This is a genomic window from Alcaligenes faecalis, assembly GCF_002443155.1.
Taxonomy (GTDB): domain Bacteria; phylum Pseudomonadota; class Gammaproteobacteria; order Burkholderiales; family Burkholderiaceae_B; genus Alcaligenes; species Alcaligenes faecalis.
Genome location: NZ_CP023667.1, coordinates 1,627,777 through 1,651,844, shown reverse-complemented (window position 1 = coordinate 1,651,844; position 24,068 = coordinate 1,627,777). Strand labels below are relative to the sequence as shown.

Annotated in this window: 29 protein-coding genes; 3 read left to right on the top strand and 26 right to left on the bottom strand. The window is 55.1% G+C overall.

Translation table 11 applies throughout. The features are described 5' to 3' along the window. Positions 1 to 60: 60 nt before the first annotated feature. Complete coding sequence (locus CPY64_RS07735; RefSeq protein WP_042480367.1) at positions 61 to 279, bottom strand: hypothetical protein; 219 nt, start codon at positions 277 to 279, stop codon at positions 61 to 63. A 69-nt stretch (positions 280 to 348) separates the two neighbouring features. On the opposite strand from CPY64_RS07735, the gene CPY64_RS07730 reads away from it, so the two are divergent. After that, positions 349 to 2,058 carry an anti-sigma factor domain-containing protein gene (locus CPY64_RS07730; RefSeq protein ID WP_052362854.1) on the top strand — a complete coding sequence of 570 codons (1,710 nt, stop codon included), beginning with the start codon at positions 349 to 351 and terminating at the stop codon, positions 2,056 to 2,058. Here CPY64_RS07730 and CPY64_RS07725 read toward each other — a convergent pair. The 19 genes from CPY64_RS07725 to CPY64_RS07635 all read right to left on the bottom strand — a co-directional run bounded on the left by CPY64_RS07725 (position 2,033) and on the right by CPY64_RS07635 (position 19,593). Continuing rightward, a complete protein-coding gene (locus CPY64_RS07725) occupies positions 2,033 to 2,845 on the bottom strand; it encodes a ferritin-like domain-containing protein (protein ID WP_042480365.1) in 813 nt (270 codons plus the stop codon). The genes CPY64_RS07730 and CPY64_RS07725 overlap by 26 nt on opposite strands. A 68-nt stretch (positions 2,846 to 2,913) precedes the next feature. Then, positions 2,914 to 3,318, bottom strand: a complete 405-nt coding sequence (locus CPY64_RS07720; protein WP_003800357.1) for a MerR family transcriptional regulator — start codon at positions 3,316 to 3,318, stop codon at positions 2,914 to 2,916. A gap of 77 nt (positions 3,319 to 3,395) precedes the next feature. Then, positions 3,396 to 3,719, bottom strand: a complete 324-nt coding sequence (locus CPY64_RS07715; RefSeq protein WP_009454385.1) for an integration host factor subunit alpha — start codon at positions 3,717 to 3,719, stop codon at positions 3,396 to 3,398. Positions 3,720 to 3,728: 9 nt separating this feature from the next. Beyond that, positions 3,729 to 6,134, bottom strand: coding sequence for a phenylalanine--tRNA ligase subunit beta (gene pheT, locus CPY64_RS07710; RefSeq protein WP_042480360.1), 2,406 nt, complete (start codon positions 6,132 to 6,134; stop codon positions 3,729 to 3,731). Positions 6,135 to 6,211: 77 nt separating this feature from the next. After that, positions 6,212 to 7,234 carry a phenylalanine--tRNA ligase subunit alpha gene (gene pheS / locus CPY64_RS07705; protein ID WP_003800363.1) on the bottom strand — a complete coding sequence of 341 codons (1,023 nt, stop codon included), beginning with the start codon at positions 7,232 to 7,234 and terminating at the stop codon, positions 6,212 to 6,214. Between the two features lie 70 nt (positions 7,235 to 7,304). Further along, positions 7,305 to 7,664 (bottom strand): 50S ribosomal protein L20, encoded by a 360-nt coding sequence (gene rplT, locus CPY64_RS07700; RefSeq protein ID WP_009454390.1) that lies wholly within the window; start codon positions 7,662 to 7,664, stop codon positions 7,305 to 7,307. A gap of 16 nt (positions 7,665 to 7,680) precedes the next feature. Further along, a complete protein-coding gene (rpmI, locus tag CPY64_RS07695; protein ID WP_003800367.1) occupies positions 7,681 to 7,878 on the bottom strand; it encodes a 50S ribosomal protein L35 in 198 nt (65 codons plus the stop codon). Positions 7,879 to 8,207: 329 nt separating this feature from the next. Beyond that, positions 8,208 to 9,728, bottom strand: coding sequence for a YifB family Mg chelatase-like AAA ATPase (locus tag CPY64_RS07690; RefSeq protein WP_042480357.1), 1,521 nt, complete (start codon positions 9,726 to 9,728; stop codon positions 8,208 to 8,210). A gap of 107 nt (positions 9,729 to 9,835) precedes the next feature. After that, entirely contained in the window at positions 9,836 to 10,477 is a 642-nt protein-coding gene (locus CPY64_RS07685) for a pentapeptide repeat-containing protein (RefSeq protein ID WP_226791351.1), read from the bottom strand. Positions 10,478 to 10,609: 132 nt separating this feature from the next. Continuing rightward, positions 10,610 to 11,764: an MFS transporter gene (locus CPY64_RS07680; protein ID WP_226348893.1), complete on the bottom strand. Its 1,155-nt coding sequence runs from the start codon at positions 11,762 to 11,764 to the stop codon at positions 10,610 to 10,612. A gap of 87 nt (positions 11,765 to 11,851) precedes the next feature. Continuing rightward, a complete protein-coding gene (locus CPY64_RS07675; RefSeq protein WP_009454398.1) occupies positions 11,852 to 12,139 on the bottom strand; it encodes an accessory factor UbiK family protein in 288 nt (95 codons plus the stop codon). Between the two features lie 106 nt (positions 12,140 to 12,245). Next, positions 12,246 to 12,731 carry a hypothetical protein gene (locus CPY64_RS07670; protein ID WP_042480348.1) on the bottom strand — a complete coding sequence of 162 codons (486 nt, stop codon included), beginning with the start codon at positions 12,729 to 12,731 and terminating at the stop codon, positions 12,246 to 12,248. Between the two features lie 318 nt (positions 12,732 to 13,049). Next, a complete protein-coding gene (ptsP, locus tag CPY64_RS07665) occupies positions 13,050 to 14,762 on the bottom strand; it encodes a phosphoenolpyruvate--protein phosphotransferase (protein WP_171902903.1) in 1,713 nt (570 codons plus the stop codon). Between the two features lie 60 nt (positions 14,763 to 14,822). Next, positions 14,823 to 15,092 carry an HPr family phosphocarrier protein gene (locus tag CPY64_RS07660; protein WP_003800381.1) on the bottom strand — a complete coding sequence of 90 codons (270 nt, stop codon included), beginning with the start codon at positions 15,090 to 15,092 and terminating at the stop codon, positions 14,823 to 14,825. A gap of 35 nt (positions 15,093 to 15,127) precedes the next feature. Beyond that, the gene (locus tag CPY64_RS07655; RefSeq protein ID WP_009454402.1) at positions 15,128 to 15,535 is read right to left on the bottom strand and encodes a PTS sugar transporter subunit IIA; all 408 of its coding nucleotides are present in this window, start codon (positions 15,533 to 15,535) and stop codon (positions 15,128 to 15,130) included. Continuing rightward, positions 15,532 to 16,494, bottom strand: coding sequence for a glutathione synthase (gene gshB, locus CPY64_RS07650; protein ID WP_042480343.1), 963 nt, complete (start codon positions 16,492 to 16,494; stop codon positions 15,532 to 15,534). Before gshB ends, CPY64_RS07655 begins: the two co-directional genes overlap by 4 nt. Positions 16,495 to 16,622: 128 nt before the next feature. After that, positions 16,623 to 17,147, bottom strand: coding sequence for a translation initiation factor IF-3 (gene infC, locus CPY64_RS07645; protein WP_080584954.1), 525 nt, complete (start codon positions 17,145 to 17,147; stop codon positions 16,623 to 16,625). A 46-nt stretch (positions 17,148 to 17,193) separates the two neighbouring features. Next, complete coding sequence (thrS, locus tag CPY64_RS07640) at positions 17,194 to 19,116, bottom strand: threonine--tRNA ligase (protein WP_042480340.1); 1,923 nt, start codon at positions 19,114 to 19,116, stop codon at positions 17,194 to 17,196. A gap of 231 nt (positions 19,117 to 19,347) precedes the next feature. Continuing rightward, entirely contained in the window at positions 19,348 to 19,593 is a 246-nt protein-coding gene (locus tag CPY64_RS07635; protein ID WP_042480338.1) for a putative hemolysin, read from the bottom strand. A gap of 164 nt (positions 19,594 to 19,757) precedes the next feature. Between CPY64_RS07635 and CPY64_RS18985 the strand changes: the two genes are divergently transcribed. Next, on the top strand, positions 19,758 to 19,934 hold the full coding sequence (locus CPY64_RS18985) for a hypothetical protein (RefSeq protein ID WP_155274653.1): 177 nt from the start codon (positions 19,758 to 19,760) through the stop codon (positions 19,932 to 19,934). 253 nt (positions 19,935 to 20,187) lie between these two features. Here the strand turns inward: CPY64_RS18985 and CPY64_RS18980 are convergent, their stop codons facing one another. Both CPY64_RS18980 and CPY64_RS07625 read right to left on the bottom strand, forming a co-directional pair. Then, positions 20,188 to 20,358 carry a hypothetical protein gene (locus CPY64_RS18980; protein WP_155274652.1) on the bottom strand — a complete coding sequence of 57 codons (171 nt, stop codon included), beginning with the start codon at positions 20,356 to 20,358 and terminating at the stop codon, positions 20,188 to 20,190. Between the two features lie 42 nt (positions 20,359 to 20,400). After that, complete coding sequence (locus CPY64_RS07625) at positions 20,401 to 21,339, bottom strand: carbohydrate kinase family protein (protein ID WP_157766848.1); 939 nt, start codon at positions 21,337 to 21,339, stop codon at positions 20,401 to 20,403. Between the two features lie 258 nt (positions 21,340 to 21,597). Here CPY64_RS07625 and CPY64_RS07620 point away from each other — a divergent pair, with 258 nt between their 5' ends. Continuing rightward, positions 21,598 to 21,891 carry a hypothetical protein gene (locus tag CPY64_RS07620; RefSeq protein ID WP_042480326.1) on the top strand — a complete coding sequence of 98 codons (294 nt, stop codon included), beginning with the start codon at positions 21,598 to 21,600 and terminating at the stop codon, positions 21,889 to 21,891. Positions 21,892 to 21,930: 39 nt separating this feature from the next. On the opposite strand, the gene CPY64_RS07615 is transcribed toward CPY64_RS07620, so the two are convergent. From CPY64_RS07615 to CPY64_RS07600, 4 genes are all read right to left on the bottom strand, one after another. Next, positions 21,931 to 22,170 carry a putative hemolysin gene (locus CPY64_RS07615; protein ID WP_042480323.1) on the bottom strand — a complete coding sequence of 80 codons (240 nt, stop codon included), beginning with the start codon at positions 22,168 to 22,170 and terminating at the stop codon, positions 21,931 to 21,933. 45 nt (positions 22,171 to 22,215) lie between these two features. Continuing rightward, positions 22,216 to 22,746, bottom strand: a complete 531-nt coding sequence (locus CPY64_RS07610) for a WG repeat-containing protein (protein WP_226791350.1) — start codon at positions 22,744 to 22,746, stop codon at positions 22,216 to 22,218. A gap of 79 nt (positions 22,747 to 22,825) precedes the next feature. Further along, the gene (locus tag CPY64_RS07605; RefSeq protein ID WP_080723676.1) at positions 22,826 to 23,584 is read right to left on the bottom strand and encodes a class I SAM-dependent methyltransferase; all 759 of its coding nucleotides are present in this window, start codon (positions 23,582 to 23,584) and stop codon (positions 22,826 to 22,828) included. A gap of 14 nt (positions 23,585 to 23,598) precedes the next feature. Beyond that, complete coding sequence (locus CPY64_RS07600; RefSeq protein ID WP_042480320.1) at positions 23,599 to 24,060, bottom strand: NfeD family protein; 462 nt, start codon at positions 24,058 to 24,060, stop codon at positions 23,599 to 23,601. Positions 24,061 to 24,068: the final 8 nt, after the last annotated feature.

Here is a 24,068-nt window from a genome sequence, read left to right as displayed (position 1 = left end):
CGAATACAGAAATGAGGCTCTTTGCCTAAGTAAGATCAACAACACTCAGGCAGCACATAACTAATAAGTATAGCCTTTTGCACTGCTCATCCCTGCCAAGACCCTGCCGTCGGCGTGCTTGTTTGGCTGATTATTGGCCTGCAAACCACAGTCGTGAAAGCAATGGCCCCGACCACCAAGCATTCCGTGCTGAAAATCAGGAAATTCACGTCTAGCCACTGCAAAGAAAATGCTGGCAATCCAGCACTTTGTTACCTTCAAGCCTTCAGCGAAAGGCATACAATACCTGCTTGTCTGAAACAGGCGCGGACAGAATGAAAACAGCGCCTGATACCGGACATCTGGCTCATGAATCCCTTTACCGTGCAAAATCCATCCATGCCGTCTTCTTCTTTTTCGTATTCTTCTTCCCTGGATCAGTTAGCCGCACAAGACAGCCAGGCGCTGGATGTGCTGTACGATCAGGAAGCACCCTTGATGCTGGCTTTGGGCCAGGCCGTATTGGGCCGCCGCATCGATGCCGAAGAGGTTCTGCGCGATAGCTTTGTCTTGCTGTGGAAGAACGCTGCCGGCTATGACCCCGATTTGGGCGAGGGGCGCGCCTGGATTTACAGCATTCTGCGCTTCAGGCTGCTGGCTCGCCTGCGCCAACGCACGCAAAGCGGCGACAACAATTACGCCCTTCCCGCCATCCAACCGCAAGCCGGTCAGCGTTTCATCCCTGCCCTGGGCAAGCTGGATGGCACCAGCCAACGCGCCATGATCCATGCTTATCTGCATGGCAATAGCTACGAGCAGCTAGGCCCTCAACTGAACCGCTCCCCCGCCCAATTGCGCGCGGTGGTTCAGCATGGCTTGCAGCAGCTCACCCCCCTGATCAATGAAGGCAATGCCAACGATCCGCGCCATGCAGTGATGATTGGCGAATACACTTTGGGCCTGCTCAGTCAGCACGAACTGGCTCAAGCCCATACTCTGATGCAGCAGAACGATCAGGCTGCGCGTCTGGCCCTGGCTTGGGAACAAGCCTGGCTGGAACTGGTGGATTGCCTGACCCCGACATTGCCTGCGCCCACTAGCCTGGCTCACATTCACCATACCTTGGGCTTGCCGCCACCCGCTGCACGCCGACAGGCTGGCAGCACAGCCGCTACCACGGACGCAACATCCAAACCGGAAAGCACCAGCCCCAATGCGAATGCTCCCGCCAGCAAGCCGGAACGCCAGGAACCGAGCATCAAGACCAGCGCTCCTGCAGACAGCACGACTAAAGTAGAAGCTGCCACCCGCACGGAACCTCGCTGGTCCGCCAACAGCTCGAACGACAAGGCCGACGATCACACGCCGCCCTTCCCCACCTTGCTACGAGCAGACTCCGACCCAGCCACGAAGGCCGCTGCTCTCACCCCCGAGCCAGCGCCGGCTGCCCCGAGCAAAGTGGCCGACAAGAAAAAACCCACTAAAAGCGAGCCTGAACCTGTCGCGGTAGAGAAGAAACGCAAACCCGAAGCTGTCGAAGGAGAACGCCAGTCTCGTGGTTTTGCCATGCCCCTGCCGATTTTATTGGGCGGTTTGGCAGCGGTCGTGATTCTGGGTCTGGTGATTGCCTTGCTCATGAACATGAATTCAGAGCCACCCATCAACGTCATAGAGATGAAGCCCCGTCAGGCGGCCATCCTGCAAGCCCCTGGCCAATCCTCTACTCCGGCCTGGATTGCGACGGTGGACCCACAAGGCAATGTCCTGCTGGTGCCCAAGGTCAGCACTGAAGTCAAAGCAACTCAGTCGGTACAGCTGTGGACACATACCCCACGCAGCACACAAATCCGTTCATTGGGTTTGATTGATCCCAATCGCCCCATCACCGTTCCTGCGGCCTTGATAGGCACCGTGGAAGATGAGCAGATTTTTGAGATGACACTGGAAACGGAAGGTGGCTCCAATAGCGGTGCACCGGAAGGCCCCGTTCTGTATATTGGCCGCATCGTCAGCTTCGGGCAGTTGGATAACCTGCCCAAGCCCAATACCGAAGTTAACTCGTCGGCAACCCGCTCTTGAAAGCGGCATCCAGCCGTTCCAGCTCGTCGATTTCCTCGACAGTGAAGCCCGCCTCCAGGCGGGCTTCGCGATTAAAGGGGCCGCGCAAACGCGGTGCACGATAGCGCTGTGCCAACTCGCCATAGGTGTCAAAATCAGGCAGACCTTGCTCCTGACACACTTTGCGATACCAGTAATTTCCCAAGGCCACGTGCCCGACTTCATCGCGCAAGATGATGGCAATAATCGCAGCGGCTTTTTCATCACCAGCGTCCAGCAGCTTCCGGTGCACCAGGGGGCAAGCATCCAGGCCTCGCGCCTCCAGAGTACGGGGCACCAAAGCCATACGCGCCAGCAGATCAAAGCGCGTTCGCTCTGCCATCTCCCACAAGCCATCATGGACAGGCAAGTCCCCATAACGGACACCCAGCGTTTGAAGATGGTTGCCAAGCAGTTCGAAATGCAACGCCTCCTCCACCGCCACCTGCAACCAACCCGCATAGAATGGGTCGGGTAAACCGGGATAACGCCACAGCACATCCAAAGCCAGATTGATGGCATTGAATTCAATATGCGCCAAGGAATGCAATAAGGCTGCTCGCCCCTGGATAGTCCGCACCGAACGTTTAGGCACCTGCTGAGGGCTCACAAAACGCAAGCCCTCGGGCCGTCCAGGCACGCCTGGCGGCTCCTCCAAATGTTCATCCGCCCCTACGGGCAAGCCATGTGCAATCGCTCGTACCGCTGCCAGCTTGGCAGCCGGTTCTTGCACTAACAAAGCCTTTAAAGCCTGACGACGCAAGTTCACTGCTTATCCCTTCCATGAAAAAAGGCCGGCCCCAAGGCCGACCTTCATTCCTGCTGAACAATCCCGGTTTACTGGGCCGAGCCCGGATCCGTCATTGCCAAGGCTTGATCCAGCATCGCCTGGATCTGGCCCAGATTGGTGCGCAAGGCCTGCATCTCCTGACCAGTCAGTCGCACAGCGGCTTCCTGATCAAAAGGCATATCCGGACCATCGCCCAGACGATTGCGCGCACCACTGATCGTAAAGCCTTCGTCGTACAGCAAGCCGCGAATCCGGCGTATCAGCAACACTTCGTGGTGCTGGTAATAACGTCGGTTACCGCGTCGCTTGACGGGCTTTAACTGCGTAAACTCCTGCTCCCAATAACGCAGGACGTGGGGCTTGACCAAGCAAAGTTCACTGACTTCACCGATTGTGAAATAACGCTTGGCAGGGATAGGTGGCAAGGTCGCCGTCTTTTCGTTTGTGCTCATGGCCACTGATGCTCATCGACAATAGGAGTGATTTTACACGTTCAGTCAGGCAAAACTGTACGCAAACGTACCAGGGCTCAGTCCTGGTCATCCTCAGGCGCCACCGGCGCCCCTTCGACTACACTTTTGAGCTTCTGACTGGCATGGAAAGTCACCACTCGGCGGGCCGAGATAGGGATCACTTCGCCAGTCTTGGGATTACGGCCAGGACGCGGGGGTTTGTCCCGTACCTGGAAATTACCGAAACCGGACAACTTGACCTCTACGCCATCGGCCAGAGAATCGCGGATCTCGGCAAAGAAGGTATCCACAATATCTTTGGCTTCACGTTTATTCAAGCCAACACGCTCAAACAAGAGTTCGGCCAAATCCGCCTTGGTCAAAGTACGCTCTACGTTCATTGTGTCTCCTTATGCCCTTGCCCGTGCGCCATGCGCGGATACCAGTGCCGCCAACAATACCTCCAGGCATTGCTCGACGCGTTCATCATCCAGCGTGCTTGCGCTGTCTTGCAGCCAGAAACGAATCGCCAGACTCTTTTCCGATGCATCGTTCTTGTCGCGCCAGACGTCAAACAACTGAATGTCCTTGACGATGGCTGCTTGTGCTGCCGTGCTGCGCACCTGGTTCAATGTATCCAGCACAGCTTGATAGGATACGTCCTTATCCAGCCAAACCGCCAGATCTCGTTGCACCACAGGCTGCTTGGATACTTCCTGAGCATGCACTACGTCGTCGTGAGAGATGGCATCTACATCCACCTCAAAGACCACGGGCGCCTGATTCAGGCCAAATTCGCTCAACCACTGAGGATGGATTTCACCAATCCAGCCTATGGTTTTACCATCCAGCTTCACACTGGCGCTACGGCCTGGATGCAAGGCGGGGTGAGCTTCAGGCTCGAAACGAACTTGAGCAGCACGTTGGCCCAGCAAGGTTTCCAGATCGCGCTTGACGTCAAAAAAGTCAACCAGACGATCAGGCTGACCCCACTGCTCGGTCACAACAGGCCCCCAGGCAGCGGCTGCAATGCGGTTGGGCTGATGGATGCCCGCCACAGTCAAAGGACCGTTTTCTTGGGAAGCATCACGCATGAAGACACGGCCGAACTCGAACACACGCACGCGCGACTGACGACGGTTGGCGTTACGTTCAATATTGGCCAGCAGACCCGGAATCAGGCTGCTACGCATCACCGCCAACTGGCTGGCAATGGGGTTCAGCAAACGGATAGGATCAGCCTGCCCGTTAATGTCTTTTTCCCAGGACTCCTGCACAAAGGAAAAGTTGATCACTTCCTGGTAGTCCTGGGCAGCCAGCACAGCGCGCAAGGCGTGCGGGCCACGCAAGGACTCGACCGGCACACGCATTTGCGCGGCAGCGACCGGAGGCAGATCAGGAATATTTTCAAAACCGTAAATACGGGCAACTTCCTCGATCAGGTCTTCCTCGATCGTCAAATCGAAACGGAAGCTGGGAGGGTTGACCGTAAAGACACCGTCAGCCACCGAGAAGTCCAGGCCCAGCAAGGTGAAGATGCTTTCAACCTGCTTTTGATCCAGAGGAATACCCAGAACACGGCGGCAGCGATCCAGGCGCATGGCCACTGGCTTGCGCTCGGGCAAGGCCACAACCTGATCATCCATAGGACCGGCCTTGCCACCGCAGATTTCCAGAATCAATGCTGTGGTGCGTTCCAGATGCTGGGTAATGGAGTCGAAGTCCACGCCACGCTCGAAGCGGTGGCTGGCATCGGAAGAAAACTTGTAGCGACGGGCACGGCCCATGATGGCTTCTGGCCACCAGAAAGCCCCTTCCAGATACACATCCGTCGTGTCCAGCGTGACGGCACTTTGTTCGCCGCCCATGATACCGGCCATGCTTTGCGGTACATCGTTAACCGCGATCACGCCAACATCGGTATCCAGCTCGACGTTCAAACCGCTCAGCAGCTCCAGTTGTTCGCCTTTACGTGCCCAACGCACTTCCAGACCAGACTGTACGTGCTGCAAATCGAACACGTGCGTAGGACGGCCCAGTTCCAGCATGACGTAATTGGAGATGTCCACCAAAGCAGAGATCGAACGCTGGCCGCTGCGCTCCAGACGGGTTTTCATCCAGTCCGGGGTTTTCGCACGCGCATTGACGCCACGAATCACACGGCCGGCAAAACGGCCGCACAGATCAGCGTCTTTCACGGTCACGGAAACGCGATCTTCAATCGTGACAGGAACAGGTGTGAAATCTGGCAGTGTCAATGGCTCGCCCGTCAGAGCGGCCACTTCACGCGCCACGCCCAGCACGGACAGGCAGTCCGCACGGTTAGGCGTCAATTTCAATTCGATAATCTGGTCGTCCAGATCCAGCAGTTCACGCAGGCTTTGACCCACTGGCGCGTCTGCATCCAGTACCAGCAAACCATCGTGATCTTGCGACAGCCCCAGTTCGCGACCCGAGCACAACATGCCGGCGGACTCCACGCCACGCATTTTGACCGGGCCAATTTTCATGCCACCGGGCAGTTCTGCACCAACACGGGCGACCGGAATCTTGATGCCTTGAGCCGCATTGGGCGCACCGCACACAATCTGCAGCAGCTTGCCCGAGCCGTCATCGACCTGGCATACGCGCAGGCGGTCAGCGTCGGGATGAGGGGCAATCTCGGCAATAAAGCCAACGACAACATTCTCGAACGCTGGCGCGGCGGCTTGAATTTCTTCAACCTCCAGGCCAGCCATCGTCAATTGATGACCCAGTTCTTCAGTTCCCAGTTTGGGATTCACAAAGCGGCGCAGCCACGATTCGGAAAATAACATGATGCAAAGATGGAGACGTAAAACGGCGTATACCGGAACCGACCGGGCCTAAGAAGCCCAGCGGCGCGAAGTAGGAATCAACGATTGAACTGCTTCAGAAAGCGCAGATCGCCTTCAAAGAACTGGCGCAAATCGTTAACACCATAGCGCAACATAGTCAGGCGCTCCAGTCCGGAACCGAAGGCGAAACCGATGTAACGCTCTGGGTCCAAACCGAAATTGCGCACCACTTGCGGGTGAACCTGCCCGGAACCGGAGATTTCCAGCCAACGGCCCTTGTTGGGACCGGAGGAGAACATCATGTCAATCTCGGCGGATGGTTCGGTAAAGGGGAAGAAAGAAGGTCGAAAGCGTACGACCAGATCGTCGCTTTCAAAGAAGGCACGCAAAAAGTTCGTGTAAACGCCTTTCAGATCGGCAAAGGAAATATCCTCGGCAATCCACAGCCCTTCCACCTGGTGGAACATGGGCGAGTGGGTGGCATCACTATCGACACGATAGGTGCGGCCGGGGGCAATAACCTTGATAGGTGCCTGATTCATGCGGGCGTAACGCACCTGCATGGGGCTAGTGTGCGTGCGCAGCAAATAGGGCAAACCTTGCTCGTCGTTCATATCGATATAGAACGTGTCTTGCATCGAACGAGCGGGGTGATTCTCCGGATTATTCAGAGCGGTAAAATTTGTCCAGTCATTTTCGATTTCGGGGCCGTCAGCCACATCGAAACCGATAGAGCGGAAAATGGCTTCGACACGCTGCCAGGTCTGGATCACCGGGTGAATGCCGCCGGTGCCACGACCACGGCCGGGCAAAGTCACATCAATCTGTTCTTGAGCCAGTCGCTGGTTCAATTGTTCTGCCGCCAGGGCAGCACGACGATCGTTCAGCAGATCTTCAATTTCGCGCTTGAGCACATTGATGCTGGCACCTGCTGCTTTTTTCTGCTCCGGCTCCATCTGGGCAAGGCCTTTCATCAAGGCAGTGATGGCACCTTGTTTACCCAAAAATCGAGCTTTAGCGTTTTCCAGCGAGGCGGCGTCCTGAGACTGCTCAAATAAGGCCCGAGCCTGGGCAATCAGATCGTCGTGAGAGGAAGTCATGGCGTGTTACTTTCCAAAAACAAACGGAGCCCCAAAGGCCCCGTTTGTGAACTATACAGTCAGATACCGCTTAAGCAGCCAGAGCGTTCTTAGCCTGTGCAACAACAGCAGCAAAACCTGCCTTGTCTTTAACAGCCAAGTCAGCCAGAACCTTACGGTCCAAAGCGATGGAGGCTTTGTTCAGGCCGGCGATAAACTGGCTGTAGCTCATATCCAGTTCGCGGCAAGCTGCGTTGATACGGGTAATCCACAGCGAGCGGAATACGCGTTTCTTGTTACGGCGGTCACGGTAGGCGTACTGACCTGCCTTCATGACAGCCTGTTTGGCTATACGGAATACATTACCGCGACGGCCGCGAAAACCTTTGGCCTGGGCAATTACTTTCTTGTGGCGTGCGCGTGCGTTAACACCGCGTTTTACTCGTGACATGTTCGATTCTCCCTAATCAAGCGAAAGGCATCATTGCTTTTACGGAAGCGACGTCGGCTTTATGAACCTCGACGGCACCGCGCAACTGACGTTTGTTCTTGGTCGTCTTCTTGGTCAGAATGTGACGCTTGAACGCTTGGCCCCGCTTGATGGAACCGCTACCACGAACCACAAAGCGCTTGGAAGCGCTTTTTTTGGTTTTCATTTTAGGCATGAAATTACTCGACTAATTTGTGTCTGCGGGTGGTCGCCTAGGAAGCTGGCTGACACTTGTATGACCCAAAACAGGCACTTATTTTTTTCTTTGCCCGCCGCCAGAACAGATCCAAACAGGGGAAAAGCTCTTGATTATAGGGCGATTCTTGAAGGATTGTCCAGATATCAAAGGGATTTTTTGCAGTTGAACCGTTGTTGGCAGGCCATCAAGGAAAACAAGAAACGGAGCCCTCGGCCCGATGTGTGTCGGCGTCATGGCGCCTGTCGGCCCTTAGCTTGTCCGATCCTGCCACACCTGGCGACGTCCGCCTTCCTGTTGGCTCGGATTCACGGCAACTCAGGCCTGAACTGCAATGCTTCGGCAATATGCGGTCTGGCAATCTGATCTACTCCGGCCAGATCCGCAATTGTCCGCGCCACCCGCAAGACTCTACCCTGCACGCGCTCAGACCAATGCCAGCGTTTGCGTGCACTGGCCAGCAGTTGCAAGGCCTCCGCAGACAAACGCCCATACTCCTTCAAACTCGCTACCGATAGACGAGCGTTACGTACCGTCTGGCGTGCCAACTGCCTCTCGATCGCCTCCTGTACCCGCAACCTGACCTGGCTGGATGCCTGAGCGGCCTGATCACGTTCCGGATCGGACTCGCTTAAGGTCACCAAAAGATCAATTCTGTCCAGCATCGGCCCAGATAGGCGCTGCCGATACAGCTCTCTTTGAGCAGGAGAACATCGACACGCCCGATGGCGACTTGCCGCCCAGCCACAGGGACATGGATTCATGGCAGCCACAAATTGAAATTGTGCCGGGAAGACTGCTTGCTTCTGCGCACGAGAAATATGTACGCAGCCCTGCTCCAGAGGCTCTCGCAAGGCCTCCAGAGAGCGCCGGCTGAACTCGGGCAGCTCATCCAGAAACAGCACTCCATGATGCGCCAGCGAAACCTCCCCTGGCCTTGGGCGGCTTCCCCCGCCAATCAAGGCAGGAGTCGACACACTATGATGCGGGGCGCGAAAAGGCGGTCGCCTGCTGAAAAAGTCCTGCTCTTGCACAAAGGAATACAAGGCGGCCACTTCCAGCTGAGCGTACCGATCCAGATCAGGCAATAAACCCGGCAGGCGTTGAGCGAGCATGGTTTTACCTACACCCGGGGAGCCATTCAACAAAAGGCTATGCCCTCCAGCCGCAGCGACTTCCAAGGCACGACACGCCAAAGCTTGTCCCTGCACGTCCGACAAACAAAGCTGTTGAACCTCATTCGGCTCTGACCAAGGCTTGGCAAGCGCAGGTTCCAGTTCCTTGTCCCCTCGCAGATACCCCGCCGCCTCGGCCAGACTGGCAACCCCGCAGACCTGCAGATCAGGAACATGAGCGGCAATTTCTGCACTCTGCGCGGGCAAAAGCAAACAAAGTTCCGGATGCCGACGCGCCATGCCCAAGGCTATCGTCAAGGCGCTTTGAACCGGAACCACTGCTCCGGTCAACGACAACTCCCCGGCCATGACATAACGATCCAGGCCTGTAATAGCCTGCTCACGCTGCTTGTCGTCTGGACGACTGAGTTGGCCGCTGGCCAGCAAGATTGCCAAAGCCACGGGCAAATCAAAGCGCCCCGAATCCTTGGGCAAATCAGCAGGCGCCAGATTGATGGTCAGTCGGGCTGCAGGGAAGTCAAAACCACTGGCTTGCAAGGCGGCCCGTATGCGCTCCCGGCTTTCGCGAATACCGGCATCGGGCAAACCAACAATATGGAAGGCGGGTAATCCTGGAGCGACATGCGCCTCGACACGCACGTCGATAAAATCCAGGCCCGACAAAGCGCAGCTATTTAAAACGGCCAAGGACATATGCCCTTCTCCCTTTCCAAGGCAAACATTCAGTCTGCCTGTCAGGAAAAAGAAGCTCCAGATATCTGCCTTAAAACATCACTGCGTATTTGTACGGCACGCAGGTCTTACTGAACCTGCACGCCCATGGAGCTGACCAGCTGGACGGCCTGTTCTACGGACAAACATGCGCCTTGGAAAGAGTTATTCAAGTCGTACAAGGTGATGCTGCCCAGTTCCACACTGCGAAGGTCTGCTCCCTTGAAGCTCACCCCTCTCAAGCTGGCGCCCCTCAAACTGCCGCCTTCAAATACGGCATCCTGAAAATTGCAGCCACCCAAGTCGGCATCGGAGAAATCCAGTTGCACCAGATTTTGTTTACGAAAGTTAATCGCGCGCAAGGTGGCACCGACCAGCTTGCATTCACGCAGACTCAAATCCAGACCGCGGGTTTCGTTGAAGATGGCCCCACTTAGTTTGGAGTCCTCGATCTGCAAGGAGGCAATCTGGGCACGCACCCACTTGCTCAAGTGCAGATCACAAACCCGAAAGCGTGCCGAGCTTAAATCAGCCAGGCTGAAATCCACTTGCCCCAGCTTGCAGCGTTGCCAGACTGTGTCTTGCAGATGCGCCCGTGCAAAGCGGGTATTCAAAAAGCTACAGCCCGAAAACTGCACACCGTCCAGTTCCAGACCCGACAGATCCTCATCATCAAAGTTGCAGTTCTCGAAATTCAAAGACTCATGCGAGGCGGCCAAAAAATCGACCACCTTATCTCTTGTGACCTGGACATTACTGACGAGCATCTTGCTGCTTTCCCCTCAAAAAAAACAGAGCCAGCATTATCGAGCTGGCTCCTTCATGATCTGATTCAGACGATCCGGCTCCGATCAGAGCAACGTTTAACGGCCATTTGGCAGAACCAATCGAGACAAGCACCAGGCAATGATCAAGCCCAAAACAGCAAAACCAACTGTCGCGATCCAGGCCCACTGCCATCCGCCCAAAACATGTACAACCGATGCCACAACAGGCGGCCCTACAAACTGTCCCAATGAAGAACATTGTTGCACCCAGCCCACCGAGGTTGAGGTGGTCTCTGGCGAGGGTGCTGCCGTGACTGCCAGGAAGAACAAAGTAGCGGGAATTAAGCCACCCACAATCGAAAACAGCAGGATGGCGACAAACTGAACCACCAAACTTTGTGTCAGCCCGAACGCAACGATGGCACACGCGATCATACCCAAATAGCCTGCTTGCAGCAGCCTATGGGGCGGAATACCCGCATGCAGACAACGCCCTGCGCCCAGATTTCCCACGACATTCCCGGCCGCAATCAGGGCCGTCAGCAAACCGGCGGTGCCGACTGCTATCTCTGCCTGGTTATAAATAGTGGGCATAAAACCGACGACCGCCGCCCACTGTGCGGCATACACACCGAAGGCCAAGGCCAGCAACCAAACCCGGCCGGAACTTAAAGTGGTGCGCAGCAGACTGGACCAGCGATGAGCGGAGGCATGCTGTGCTGCACTTCTGGTTTGAGTCTGAGAGTCTGGCGGCACCAGCAGAAAGGTCAGGACCATGAAAATGACCGTCAATATGCCCAGAACCACCCACAAGGTACGCCAGGAACCAACTGCCAACCAGGCAGCGCCAGCCCACAGCATCAAGACTGCCCCGGCAGGCATGTAACAGCCCCACAAGCCCATGACTCGGCTCAACCGCGCCGCATCAGTAATACGCTTGATCAAGGCCGGAATGGGCAGCACCACCATCAGAAAGCCACAGCCTTCTATCATGCGGCCCAGTAAAACCAGAGAACTGTGCTCAAACACGGAGCCAATCAGCGAGGCTAGGCTCAATATACCCAGCCCGATCAAGATACAGCGGCGCAGGCCGATTTTCTCGGAAATCAGGCCTATGCATAAGCCCAGCAACATGCCAGCCATCTGTACGCTGGCCAGCAGGAACCCGGATTGCACCAGGTCCATGCCTAATTCCCGCTGCATAAAAGGCAAAGCCGGGGGTACCTTCCACACATGCAGTGCGGCGCACACCCCAGTCAAGACAAGAAAAACAGCAATGAAAAAGGGGCTGGCCGATTGTGTGCCCCCAGGCCTGGCGACCGTATTCAAATGAAGTGATCAGCCTTGGCTGCCCTCTTGAGCAGAAGTATCGCCATCTTGAGGAACAGGAGTTTGACGCCCTTCCAGGGCTTGCAAACGTGTTTCCAGAGCCGCCACACGAGCCAGTGCGCGTTCCAGCATCAGCTTGTAGGTATCAAACTCTTCACGGGTGACCAGGTCCATACGGTTGAAGGCCTGGCCCATAAAGGCTTTTACATTGCGCTCAATATCGGCAGCCGGACTTTTGGCGATCAGCTCCGAGACGTTTTTTTGCAAATCTTCCAGCCACTCGCTACGATTAATCATGGTCCTCTCCTGAAAATATTGACACTACCAGCAGTATAGAAAAAGCGGGTGCCAAAGGCACCCGCTTTTTGCATCTGGCCAGACAATCAGCCGAATTATTCAAACCTCAAGGTTTGGATTGCTCAGAAGGAACCGAAGATGGCGAGGAATCTACACCATTACCCAGCTTGTCCTGGATGGCTTTGTCCGCTTTGGCTGCACCATCTTTAATGGCATCACCAGTACGGCTGGCCGCATTGGCCACAGCGTCCTTGGCTTCACCTGCTTTTTCAGAGACTTTGTCGCCGGCAGCCTTGGCATCTTCCTTCAAGGAATTGGTATTTTCCTTGGCGTTTTCTTTCTGTTCCTCTGCTTCTTTTTTGACGTCGTCAGCAACTTTAGCGGCGTCCTGCTTCAGTTCTTCCGTTTTTTGCTCCAGGGCCTTGTCAGCCTCAGGTGCGGGTGGAGTGGCAGGTGCTGTCGATTGTGGAGCAGCGACAGGAGCAGGTGGCGCGCTCGTAGCGGCTTTATCGTCCTCTTTGGAACACGCAGCCAAAAGAGTCATCGAAGCAGCAGCGGCCATGACAGCAAAATGAGCACGAGTCAGTTTCATAAGATTTCCTTCCTACTATTCCAAGGTCGCTAGATAGAATGGGCCGATGCCTGGTGCGACTTCCGGCTCGGCCTTGGGTCTGTTACAACTCCCCTAAAAGCCATTCTATCGGTGCTGGGCACGCAGACCAATCTATTAGTGTAAATCCTGATTTCAATTATTCTGACGATATAGCTCAAGCTTCATGACAAACCCTTTAACAACAAGCACCTAGCGGGAAGCCCGGTTCAGGTGCGTTGTTACAAATGGAATCCCTCATAGGTTTACAGCCGGGGTTTGTTACAAATTTGCCAAATTAAATTGACTATTTTCAACCACTTAGGCAGCTAATGTGGCCAGATCGATGCGCTCGGCCCGGTTCAAGGCACTGGCAACCTTTACGCGCAAGGCATTGGAATGCGATAGACGCACTTCCTTTTTCACATCCAGCAATTGCTGCGGATGCATGGAGAATTCTTTCAGGCCCAGCCCCAGCAACATGCGAGTGACCGAGGCATCCCCTGCCATTTCCCCACAGATCGCCACGGGTTTGCCGGCCCGGTCTGCCGCGTTGATTGTGTGTGCAATCAAACGCAGGACCGCCGGGTGCATGGGGTCGTACAGGCTGGCAACCTCGGCATCACCCCGATCTACCGCCAGGACGTACTGGATCAAATCATTGGTGCCGATGGACAGAAAATCCAGTTCCTGCACAAAGGGCTCGATGGCTATGGCGATAGCGGGCACTTCCACCATCGCACCCAATAAATAATTGCGCGCAAACGGTGTACCCGATTTTTCCAGCTCCCGGGCTGCCGACTCAATAGCCTGACGACTGGCATGGACCTCGTTCATGGAAGAGATCATGGGAATCAAAATACGGATTTGCCCATGCTGACTGGCGCGCAACAAGGCACGCAGCTGTGTGGCAAACATTTCAGGCTTGTCCAGACAGTAGCGAATTGCGCGTAAGCCCAGCGCCGGATTGGTAGCGACCGTTGCGTCGCCATCCAGTGTTTTGTCAGCGCCAATATCCAGTGTACGGATAGTGACGACCTTGCCTTTCATGGCCTTCACCACACGGGAATACGCTTCGTACTGTTCCTGCTCGGAAGGCAGATCCGTGCGCCCCATGAAGAGAAATTCGCTGCGAAACAGGCCAATACCGTCGGCGCCCGCCTTCAAGGCCAGCTCAGCTTCTTCAGGAAGCTCGATATTGGCTTCCAGGCGAACGTTAATGCCATCCAGTGTCACTGCAGGCGCATCCAGCAAGGCTTCCAGCTCGGCTCGCTCACGACGATAGGCTTCCTGACGCTCCCGGTATTCAGCCAGAACCAGCTCGGACGGATTAACAATAACCGCACCTGAAAAGCCATCCACGATCAGAAAATCGCCATCGCGAATCAGACTGCGGAAGCTACCCAAACCCACTACGGCTGGAACACTCAAGCTGCGAGCCACAATGGCCGTGTGCGAAGTGGGCCCGCCCAAATCTGTCAAAAAACCGGCGAAATGACCACCGCGCAAGCGCAGCATATCTGCTGGGGAGATATCACGTGCCACCACGATCAGCGGCTCTTCCTGGGCTGCTGAAAAACCGGGAAGCAATGCTGGCTTACCGGCCAGAACACGCAATACGCGCTCGATGACCTGGCGCACATCAGCGCCACGCTCGCGCAGGTATTCGTCTTCCATTTGGGAGAACTGCTCGACCAGCATCTGACCTTGCGAGGTCAGAGCCCACTCCGCGTTGTAGTGACGCTCGGCAATGATGGCACAGGTTTGCTGCGTCAGCATGGGATCATCCAGCAGCAGGCTGTGCACCGTCAAAATAGGTGCCAGCTCGCGTGGCGCATCCACAGGCAACTGATCAACCATGGCTCGAAGTTCGTCGCGAGTGCTAGCCATGGCACTTAACAAGCGCTGGCTTTCAGAATCGACGTCTTCGGCGGCAATCCGGTAATGAGGAACTTCCAGTGCTGCTGCGCTCATCACCACGGCTTTGGCGATGGCATACCCCTTACCGACTGCTTGGCCTTGAGCGGTGAACATCGCGGGCAAATCAGAGGCCGGGGTTCGAGCTGCAGCACTATTCATGACCAGATTTCTTCCTTATTCGTTTTCACCAAACTTGGCGTCAAACAACGCCTGAATGTCATTAAGGGCCTGATCGGCATCATCGCCCTGGGCGTCCACAACCACGGTGACCCCCATTCCGGCGGCCAGCATCATGACACCCATAATACTTTTTGCATTCACGCGCTGAGAGCCACGCGCGATAAAAATCTCACTGCTATAACGGCCGGCCAACTGTGTAAGCTTGGCTGCTGCCCGTGCATGAAGACCTAATTTATTACTGATCGTGATGGATACGCTAGGCATAAGGGCAACTGGAAAAATGAAAGTGAAAATTCAAATTAGCAATGGCAGTCGGCGTGGACAATGCCACGCAACGCGCCTGCCATGACATCCTGAGCGAACTGCTCAGGATTGTCACGTCGCTCGGTCAAGGCTTTCAACACCATGCACATATTGGTGCCGGTCAATAAATAAGCGCCCTGCCCTTGATCTTGCAAAGCTTGCTGGACTCGACGGGCCACGTTAAAGGGCGTGGCACCGTAAAGATCACACAGTATCAGTGTGGCGGGCGAGTCCGGCGCTTGCGTTTGCAGTTGCCCCAGCAAGCGGTCCACCGCCGTATCCGTGCATTCGTCGGCCTGAATGTCAAAGACAAACAGATCAGGCTTTTCGCCCAGGACGTGCTCGGCACAGCTGGCAAACGCACTGGCCAGAGGCTCGTGCATGATCAAGGCAAGGCGTATCACGCGCGTCCCGTCGCTTGTTCGACGGCCTCGGCAAAACGCTGTGCAACGTCAAAACCTGTCTGCTCAGTAATTTCAACGAAACAAGTTGGGCTGGTCACATTGATTTCGGTAACGTAGTCACCAATCACATCCAGACCAATCAGCAGCAAGCCACGTGCGGCCAGCACAGGGCCCAGGGTACGGGCAATATGCCAATCGTGTTCGGACAAGGGTTGGGCAACCCCGCGACCACCGGCTGCCAGATTGCCGCGAGTCTCGCCCGCCAAGGGAATACGAGCCAAAGCATAAGGCACAGGTTCGCCGTCAATAATCAGGATGCGCTTGTCACCCTTGACGATTTCAGGGATGTAGCGCTGCGCCATAATGGTTTGCGTCCCATTGGCCGTCAACGTTTCCAGGATCGCGCCCAGATTGGGCTCGGGATCTTGCAGACGGAAAATACCCATGCCACCCATGCCGTCCAGCGGCTTGACGATCACATCCTTGTGTTCCTGGTGAAAGGCACGCAAGCGGGCCATGTCACGGGTAACCAAGGTGGGAGGGGTAAATTCCGGAAATTCGGTAATAGCGAGTTTTTCAGGGTGATTGCGAATGGCCGCACCCGAATTGAATACCTTGGCCCCCTGCTCCTGTGCAAAGCTGAGCAAGTGTGTGGAATAGGAATATTCCATATCAAAGGGCGGGTCCTTGCGCATGATGACTGCGTCAAAGACATTCAATTCCTGCTCGGTAGCAGCTTCGGGATAAGTCCACCACGACGGCGCACGCAAATCAGCATCAGCGGCAATGCTGACAGCCTGACTGCGCGTACGAACCCGGCTTTGGGAAATGTACAAATCAGACTGCAAGGTCACGCTGACGCGATGACCACGCGCCAGGAATGCACGCATCATGGCAACGGAGGAATCCTTGTAAGCCGACAGGCTGGGCAAGGGATCAATGATGAATAAAACGTGCATATCACACCTAGAGAAAAACGCCTTTGCAGACGGGCTGCAAAGGCGATTGTGCCCGACTCGCTACTTGGGAGCGAATCGGGCGACGCATAATGCTCCTGGGCGGACCCAGGCAGTATCGTGCAAGAGTATCAGGACGCTTTCTTGCGAGGCGCCAAGACCATGACCATTTGACGGCCTTCCAGCTTGGGCATGGCTTCAACCTGACAGATTTCGCTGACTTCGTCGCGAATCCGTTCCAGCACACGCATCCCCAATTCCTGGTGAGCCATTTCACGACCACGGAAACGCAAAGTCACTTTGACCTTGTCGCCATCATCGATGAAACGCTTCACATTACGCAGCTTGACCTGGTAGTCGCCTTCATCCGTACCGGGACGGAATTTGACTTCCTTGATCTGAATGATTTTCTGCTTGGCCTTGGCTTCTTGTTGGCGCTTCTGTTCCTGATAGCGGAATTTGCCGTAATCCATCAAACGGCACACCGGTGGCACAGCCGCAGGGGCGATTTCCACCAGGTCCACATCATGCTGTTCTGCCATAGCCAAGGCGTCAGGCACCTTGACGATACCTAGCTGCTCACCCTCGACTCCAATGAGTCGCACCTCTGGAATACGAATTTCACCATTGATGCGATGTTTTTTCTCGGTTGCGATGTCGAAAACTCCTAAAAATGTCGATAAAAACGATAGCGTTCCTGTTTTACTGACGGCTATCGATCTCTTGCTTCAATCGTGCTGAAAAATCGGCTACTGGCATGACGCCCAAGTCCACGCCACCACGCGCACGTACGGCAACTGCGCCGTTTTCACGCTCTTTCTCGCCCACGACCAGAATATAGGGCACTTTTTGCATACTGTGCTCACGGATTTTACGAGTGATTTTTTCACCACGCAAATCAGAGGAGGCACGGAATCCCATTTTCTTCAGGTTTTGCGCCACGGATTGGGCATAATCCGCTGAACTTTCGGAAATGCAGCATACCACCACGTGCTCCGGCGCCAACCAGGCAGGCAAGGCGCCGGCGTGGTTTTCAATCAGCATGCCGATAAAGCGCTCGAAGGAGCCCAAAATAGCACGGTGCAACATCACGGGCACGCGACGTTGATCCTGAGCATCCACATACTCGGCACCCAAACGGGCCGGCATGGAGAAGTCCACCTGGATGGTGCCGCACTGCCAATGACGACCAATGGCATCTTTCAGTGTGTATTCAATCTTCGGGCCATAGAAAGCGCCCTCGCCTTCCGAGATCTCGAACTCGCAGCCGGTACGGCGCAAGCTTTCGATCAGGGCTTGTTCAGCCTTGTCCCAGACAGCATCGTCACCGATACGCTTTTCTGGGCGAGTAGCCACTTTGTACAGAATTTCGGTAAAGCCGAAGTCCGCATACACGGCTTGCAACTGAGCCGTAAAGGCAGCGCATTCGTCTTGCAGTTGATCTTCGGTACAGAAAATGTGACCGTCGTCTTGCGTAAAGCCGCGCACACGCATCATGCCGTGCAAGGCACCCGAAGGTTCGTTGCGATGGCACTGACCGAACTCGCCGTAACGAATAGGCAGTTCACGGTAGGAATGCAGGCCGGAGTTGAAGATTTGCACGTGGCCGGGGCAGTTCATGGGCTTCAAGCCATAAACACGGTTCTCCGACTCGGTCGTGAACATGTTTTCAGCGTAGTTGTCCCAGTGGCCGGTTTTCTTCCACAGCGACAAATCCAGAATTTGTGGCGCTTTCACTTCCTGGTAGCCATTGTCCTGATAGACACGGCGAATGTATTGCTCGACCTGTTGCCAGATCACCCAACCTTTGGGGTGCCAGAAAATCAGGCCGGGAGCCTCTTCCTGGAAGTGGAACAGATCCAGCTCACGGCCCAGCTTGCGGTGGTCGCGGCGCTCGGCCTCTTCCAGCATGGTCAGGTACGCTTGCTGATCTTCCTTGGTCGCCCAGGCAGTGCCGTAAATGCGTTGCAGCATTTCATTGTTGCTGTCGCCACGCCAGTAAGCGCCGGCCACTTTCATCAGCTTGAACACTTTCAACTTGCCGGTGGATGGCACGTGAGGACCACGGCACAAATCGATGAAGTCCCCTTCACGGTACAGGCTGATTGGCTCGTTGGAAGGAATGGAGGCAATGATCTCTGCCTTGTAGTCCTCGCCAATGCTCTTGAAGAACTCGACCGCATCGTCGCGCAGCCACTCTTCACGAGTCACCACTTCGTCTTTCTTGGCCAGTTCTGCCATTTTCTTTTCAATGGCTTCCAGATCCTCGGGCGTAAAGGCGCGCTTGTAGGAAAAGTCGTAGTAAAAGCCGTTGTCGATGACCGGGCCAATGGTGACCTGGGCATCCGGGAACAGACTCTTGACCGCGTAAGCCAGCAAGTGGGCAGTAGAGTGACGGATCAAATCCAGACCGTCCGCGTCTTTGGCGGTGATGATGGCCAAATTGCTGTCCTGGTCGATCACATACGAGGTATCCACCAGACGCGACTCGGTACCGGGCGTGCCGACACGGCCTGCCAGGGCGGCGCGGCCCAGGCCTGTGCCAATCGAGTTCGCCACTTCGCTGACGGAAACCGGGCCCTGAAACTCTCGCTGGGAGCCATCGGGCAGTGTGATTCGGACCATAACACTTCCTGAAATAAAAAACGCGGCCTTGAAAAAGCCGCGCTTTTGAATTGAACGTTCTTGGAAAGCAAACGAAACGCTACGCGGCCACGGCTAGATTTGCCGACGGGTAGTTCGCGTTGAGTTCATAAGATTCTGCTTCCCAAATAACACATTTGATTGGATAAGTTTATCACCTTCGCCCGCTATCGCGGCGCTGTATCGCCACAAAAACCACATTTGGCAAAGAATTCAGTCCATCCGGGGATACCAGCTACGATAAAAGGCCCATTCTTCGGACTCCGAGCCATCTTTCATCAAACAGGTTCCATAGGCGCCACGTCCACTTTCATGAACAATGGTTTGCCCACCCATGCGCTGACAAAAAGTGGAGGCCAGATTGGCTTGCCCCGCGGGTTTGGTGGCCGTTTGGGTAGAGCTGGCGCATGCCGTCAACATCAAAGAGCCTGCGCAGGCAGAAACTAAGCGGAAAAACATGATTTCCTTCTCCTTGACCTGAAGTTTGCTGATGCCCGGCGAATCGTTCGAGATGAAGACTGCCCAGGCCGCGTCTGCTGTTAGCACAAGGTAGAAAAAACCATCAAGCGCTGGTCGCGAAACAGATCGTGGAAATAGCTTACTACACTTGTCTGATATGAGAAGTGAGCGAAGGCAAGCGTGCAGCAAAAGCAACACGTCAGGTAAAAGATGGCGCTGAAATCAAGCGTAAATATAGGTGCTTTATTGCAAAGCACTACAAGGCCGGGCGTAGATCAAGAGCGATGCAGCCAGAAAGACAACAAAATAAAACCCAAAATACCGCAGCCAGCCAGCATTAATACCATAGGTACATAATCAATCAGATTCGAGGCATTAATCATGGCGTACATCCCAAAGTCCCAACTCAACAAGCTTGAGACTATGGTAACGGGCCACCTTCAGAACATGAAGTCAACGATTGTCAAGATCCGACACAGAGGCGACACAAAGACTAGGATTGGGCTACATGAGCTTACCTTTACGGCAGAAATCTTTGCAAAAGCTCATAACACGCAATAAAAGACCAGGAAAAGGCGTTTTGTGCCGGAACCCTTATCCATTGAACATCGTAAAAATGGCGTAAACCACGGGGACAGCCAGGGGAGTAATCATTAATAAAGCCGTATCGCGCTTCCACGTCCTGGGACGGGTATAACAGAGTGTGACACCCAGCAGAACCGTCACCAACAGATACAAGCCCACAATAATGATAGTGGCTGCCATATCCTCTCCCCCTTGCGATTTGTTTTGCTGCGCTTTTTGTATTTACAACGTCAGGACTTCCGCCGCATCTTGCCCGAACATGGGCGGAAAAGTATTGGCCGCCCACTGCCCTAATCGTGCCGCCGCGGCCTGGCTGGCCAGCTTCAAGGCGTCTGACGGCTCCAGGCCCCGTTTCCAGGCTAGGGCAAAGCTGGACAGAAACGCATCCCCTGCCCCCACCGTTGAGCACACCGCCACCTTGCACGCTGGTTCCGCATACTGCTGCCCATTGAAAGCCAACACCGCCCCCTGCACACCCAGGGTGATCAACAAGGCTTGTTGGGGGTGATGTTGCAGACGCGCAGCCAGCTCGCACGCTTCCTGAATCGACAATTCCAGCTGAATATCGGCATCCTGAACACCTGCCAACATCTGGGCCTCTACCGCATTCAAGCCCAGCACATCGGCTTGTGCGTAAACCTGCTTGAATCCCTCACCTTGATGCTGCAAACACGCCACACTGGGATTTACCACCAGGCAGGCCGAGGTATCACTTCTTTCCGCCAAGGCTTGCGCCAAACTTTCCATAGGCTGCAAGGCCAAGGGGGCCACATAAATCAGGTCTGCTTGCAGGTCTTGAGCCTGAACACGCAGGCAGGCATTTGCACCGCGCCGGGCCAGTACCGAGGCACTTCCGGATGGCTCTACCAGAACGATGGCTTTCCCTGTGGGTTGATCGGGGCAAGTCTGCACACTGCTGACATCAATACCCAGTTGCTCGATATGCGCGCGCAAACGATCACCCAGGCCATCCTGACCCAGCGCCCCCAGAAGTCGTACCGATTCACCTTGCTCCATAAAACTGGCTGTGGCATTGAGTGCACCACCACCAGGGTACAAATCAATCGAGCCCACTTCCTGCTTGTCGCCACGCGCCAGCTCGGCTGGCATGCCTGAGACCACAATATCAACGGTAATACTGCCTATCGCTACAAGCTGCACCCTGAACCTCGGCCAAGAAAAAAGAGAGCGTGAATCTGCTTGCAGCAGTATACCCACGGGCTGGAGCACGTAGTCTATGGTGGAAAATCAGGACTGGGTGAGCCGCGTAAAGCCGAGCAAAAGTGCAGGCCTGTTCAAGCCGTTTGTGGATGCAACAGAAGCCGGCTAATAGTTGATGCAACAGACATCACAAAAATCTGGCTCAAGATAAAAAGACATGCTAAATTACTGTTTATCCATACAGCAAAAAGAAGCATCATGTCCTATAACATCACTTTGCACGACGCTCCTTCCGATATCACCGAACGCGGCCGCCGCGAGGCTGAGGAGCGTTTTCGCCGCAGCTTAGAAAAAGTCATGCAAGGCCCGGAGGCCGTGGTCCAGGCATATCGAGCGTGGCAACTGGCTGAAGAAACAGCAGAGACAGAATTGTCCGGGGAGGACATTGCCCTGGCCAAGAAATGGATTGCCGCCGCCACGCGCGCCATGAGCGACGGCTTTCGTGATCTGGGCGAGTCCGAAGCCTACTTTGAAGTCCGTATCGAACGCTAATATAAAAGCCAGCGAATAGCTGGCTTTTATTATCTGGCATCAGGACTTTGCCGAAGGGTGGTCGCGGCGCATCAGTTCCCACTCTTCAATCACCGTGCCATCCGGCAAAGTGCACATGCCCACCTGCCCTGTCGGTGTATTTACAATGTCCAAACGCCCGCCCTTCTCCACGCAATAAGCCGAAGCCGGATTGGCAATACCCACGGGTGGTTGTGTCGAGGGCTGATTGGCACAAGCAGACAAGACGCCGACCAATCCCAGGATTCCCCATTTCTTCATCGTGTTCTCCGGATAAGTTCTGTACTGCAGTGTACTGTGTGCGGACTAGTTTTCGGGCCGATCTTTTGATGCTGTCAAAGGATTGGAAATATTTTCCCAATGCTGGCAATGAACCGAACGGTGTTCGCCGTGCGGAATGAGCTTGCAATCCATGCCGACCTTGGCTTTACCATCTACAAAGGGAAAGGCGAAATCATAACGGGCCGGAATCCAGATTTTCAGTGACTGGTCGTGAAAGCCCATCTTCCCCTTGGCGACGAAACGGGCCAGACCTTCTTCAAAATAATCAGGGCCATTGTCGTAAATGAAAGGGCGCAGAACGGCTTTGCCCTTTTCATTCACGTACACCCAGCCTTGTTCATCCTGTATCAGGCTTTGCCCTTGAGCGACGGGGACAAATACAGGCAGTAGCGCCAACATCAAAGCGGACAGGGTTGAAACAATCCGACGCCCAGATCCCAGTCCAGCAGCTTGCAATCCTGCAATTGCTGTTGCTGTTGCTGTTGCTGTTGCTGTTGCTGTTGCTGTTGCTGTTGCCGCACCAGTATCCATGTACGAACCTATGTCATTGCTCATATCGCGTACAGTTTCCGCCTTAGCCACCACACTAATACGATGACTGGCACCAAGCCCAGTCCCAGTCCCAGTCCCAGTCTTACAGCTTGCGCGCTTCAAACGAAATAATTCCGTCAGTGTCCTGCGGTGTCTTGCCGTACTGATACCCGCCGGAGATAACAATCTCGCCAAAACCCACTTGCTCCAGCGCCATGCGCAGTTCCTGAACACCCCACCAGCGCAGCGAGAATTGTTCCAGCTGGGTTTCCAGCAAGACACCATGCTCCCACAACTCGTAGCGATGCATTTCACAGCTTACCTGAGCGCAATAGTCCTTGTCCAAGGCGGTGGCATTGAGAGTAATAAGTCCATGCGGAGCGGCCGACCAGGTCCGCATGCCTGGATGCACACTCAAAATCGCCGCCACCGGGTCCAGATCCAGCAACAGCCGTCCACCTGGCTTCAGGCTGGCATGAAAACGGCTTAGCGCGGCCATGCCTTGCTCAAACGAATCCAGCAACTGGAAAGAGCCGGCTGGCACCACAATCGCCTCCAAGGGGCGGCCTGCTGTGAAGTCCGTAAAACCGGCCAGTTGAAGCTGCGTCGTCAAAGAGCGCAGTTCCAATTCACGGTGGCAATAATCCAGCATTTCCTGCGACAGATCGAAGCCGCTGATATCCAGCCCCGCCTGCAGCAAGGGAATCAGAATGCGCCCTGTGCCTACTGCAGGCTCCAGAATCGGCCCGCTTGTGCCGTGCAAGCGCTCCAGGTAGTACTCCACATCCCCAAAAGAGCGTCCTACTGGCTTGTCCAGGTGATACACCAAAGAAGCCAGCTTGCCGTAGCGATTGTTCATCATTGTTCTACATCCTGCTATTTGTCTTGCTCAACAGCCTGAACACGCATTTCGGCGCCTTCCACCGCCAAGACCACAACCGCAGCGCCCTGCTCCAGATTTTGGGTCGCTGTGGCACTGTAATAACTATCGTTAAGCCGAATACGTCCACGACCATTCACAAAGCTTTCACTGACCTGCGCACGAGCACCCACATAGGCGCTCAAGCCGGTATTCAGAATGTCGGGCTGATTGGCCCGGCTGCGCCGTTGCCAACGCACACCGACAACCACCCACCCCAACATGGCAACAGCCAGAATCAGCCACTGAAGCCAGTTGGGCGCGTCAGGCCAGGCGGCAGCAAACAAGCCCACCGTCAGGGCTCCCAGGCCCAGCCACAGCAGATAAACGCCGGAGATGACAACCTCGGCAGCGATCAGCACAAGGCCAGACACCAGCCAATACCAGAAGGAATCAAAAATGAATGACAAGATCAGCACCTCCAGCT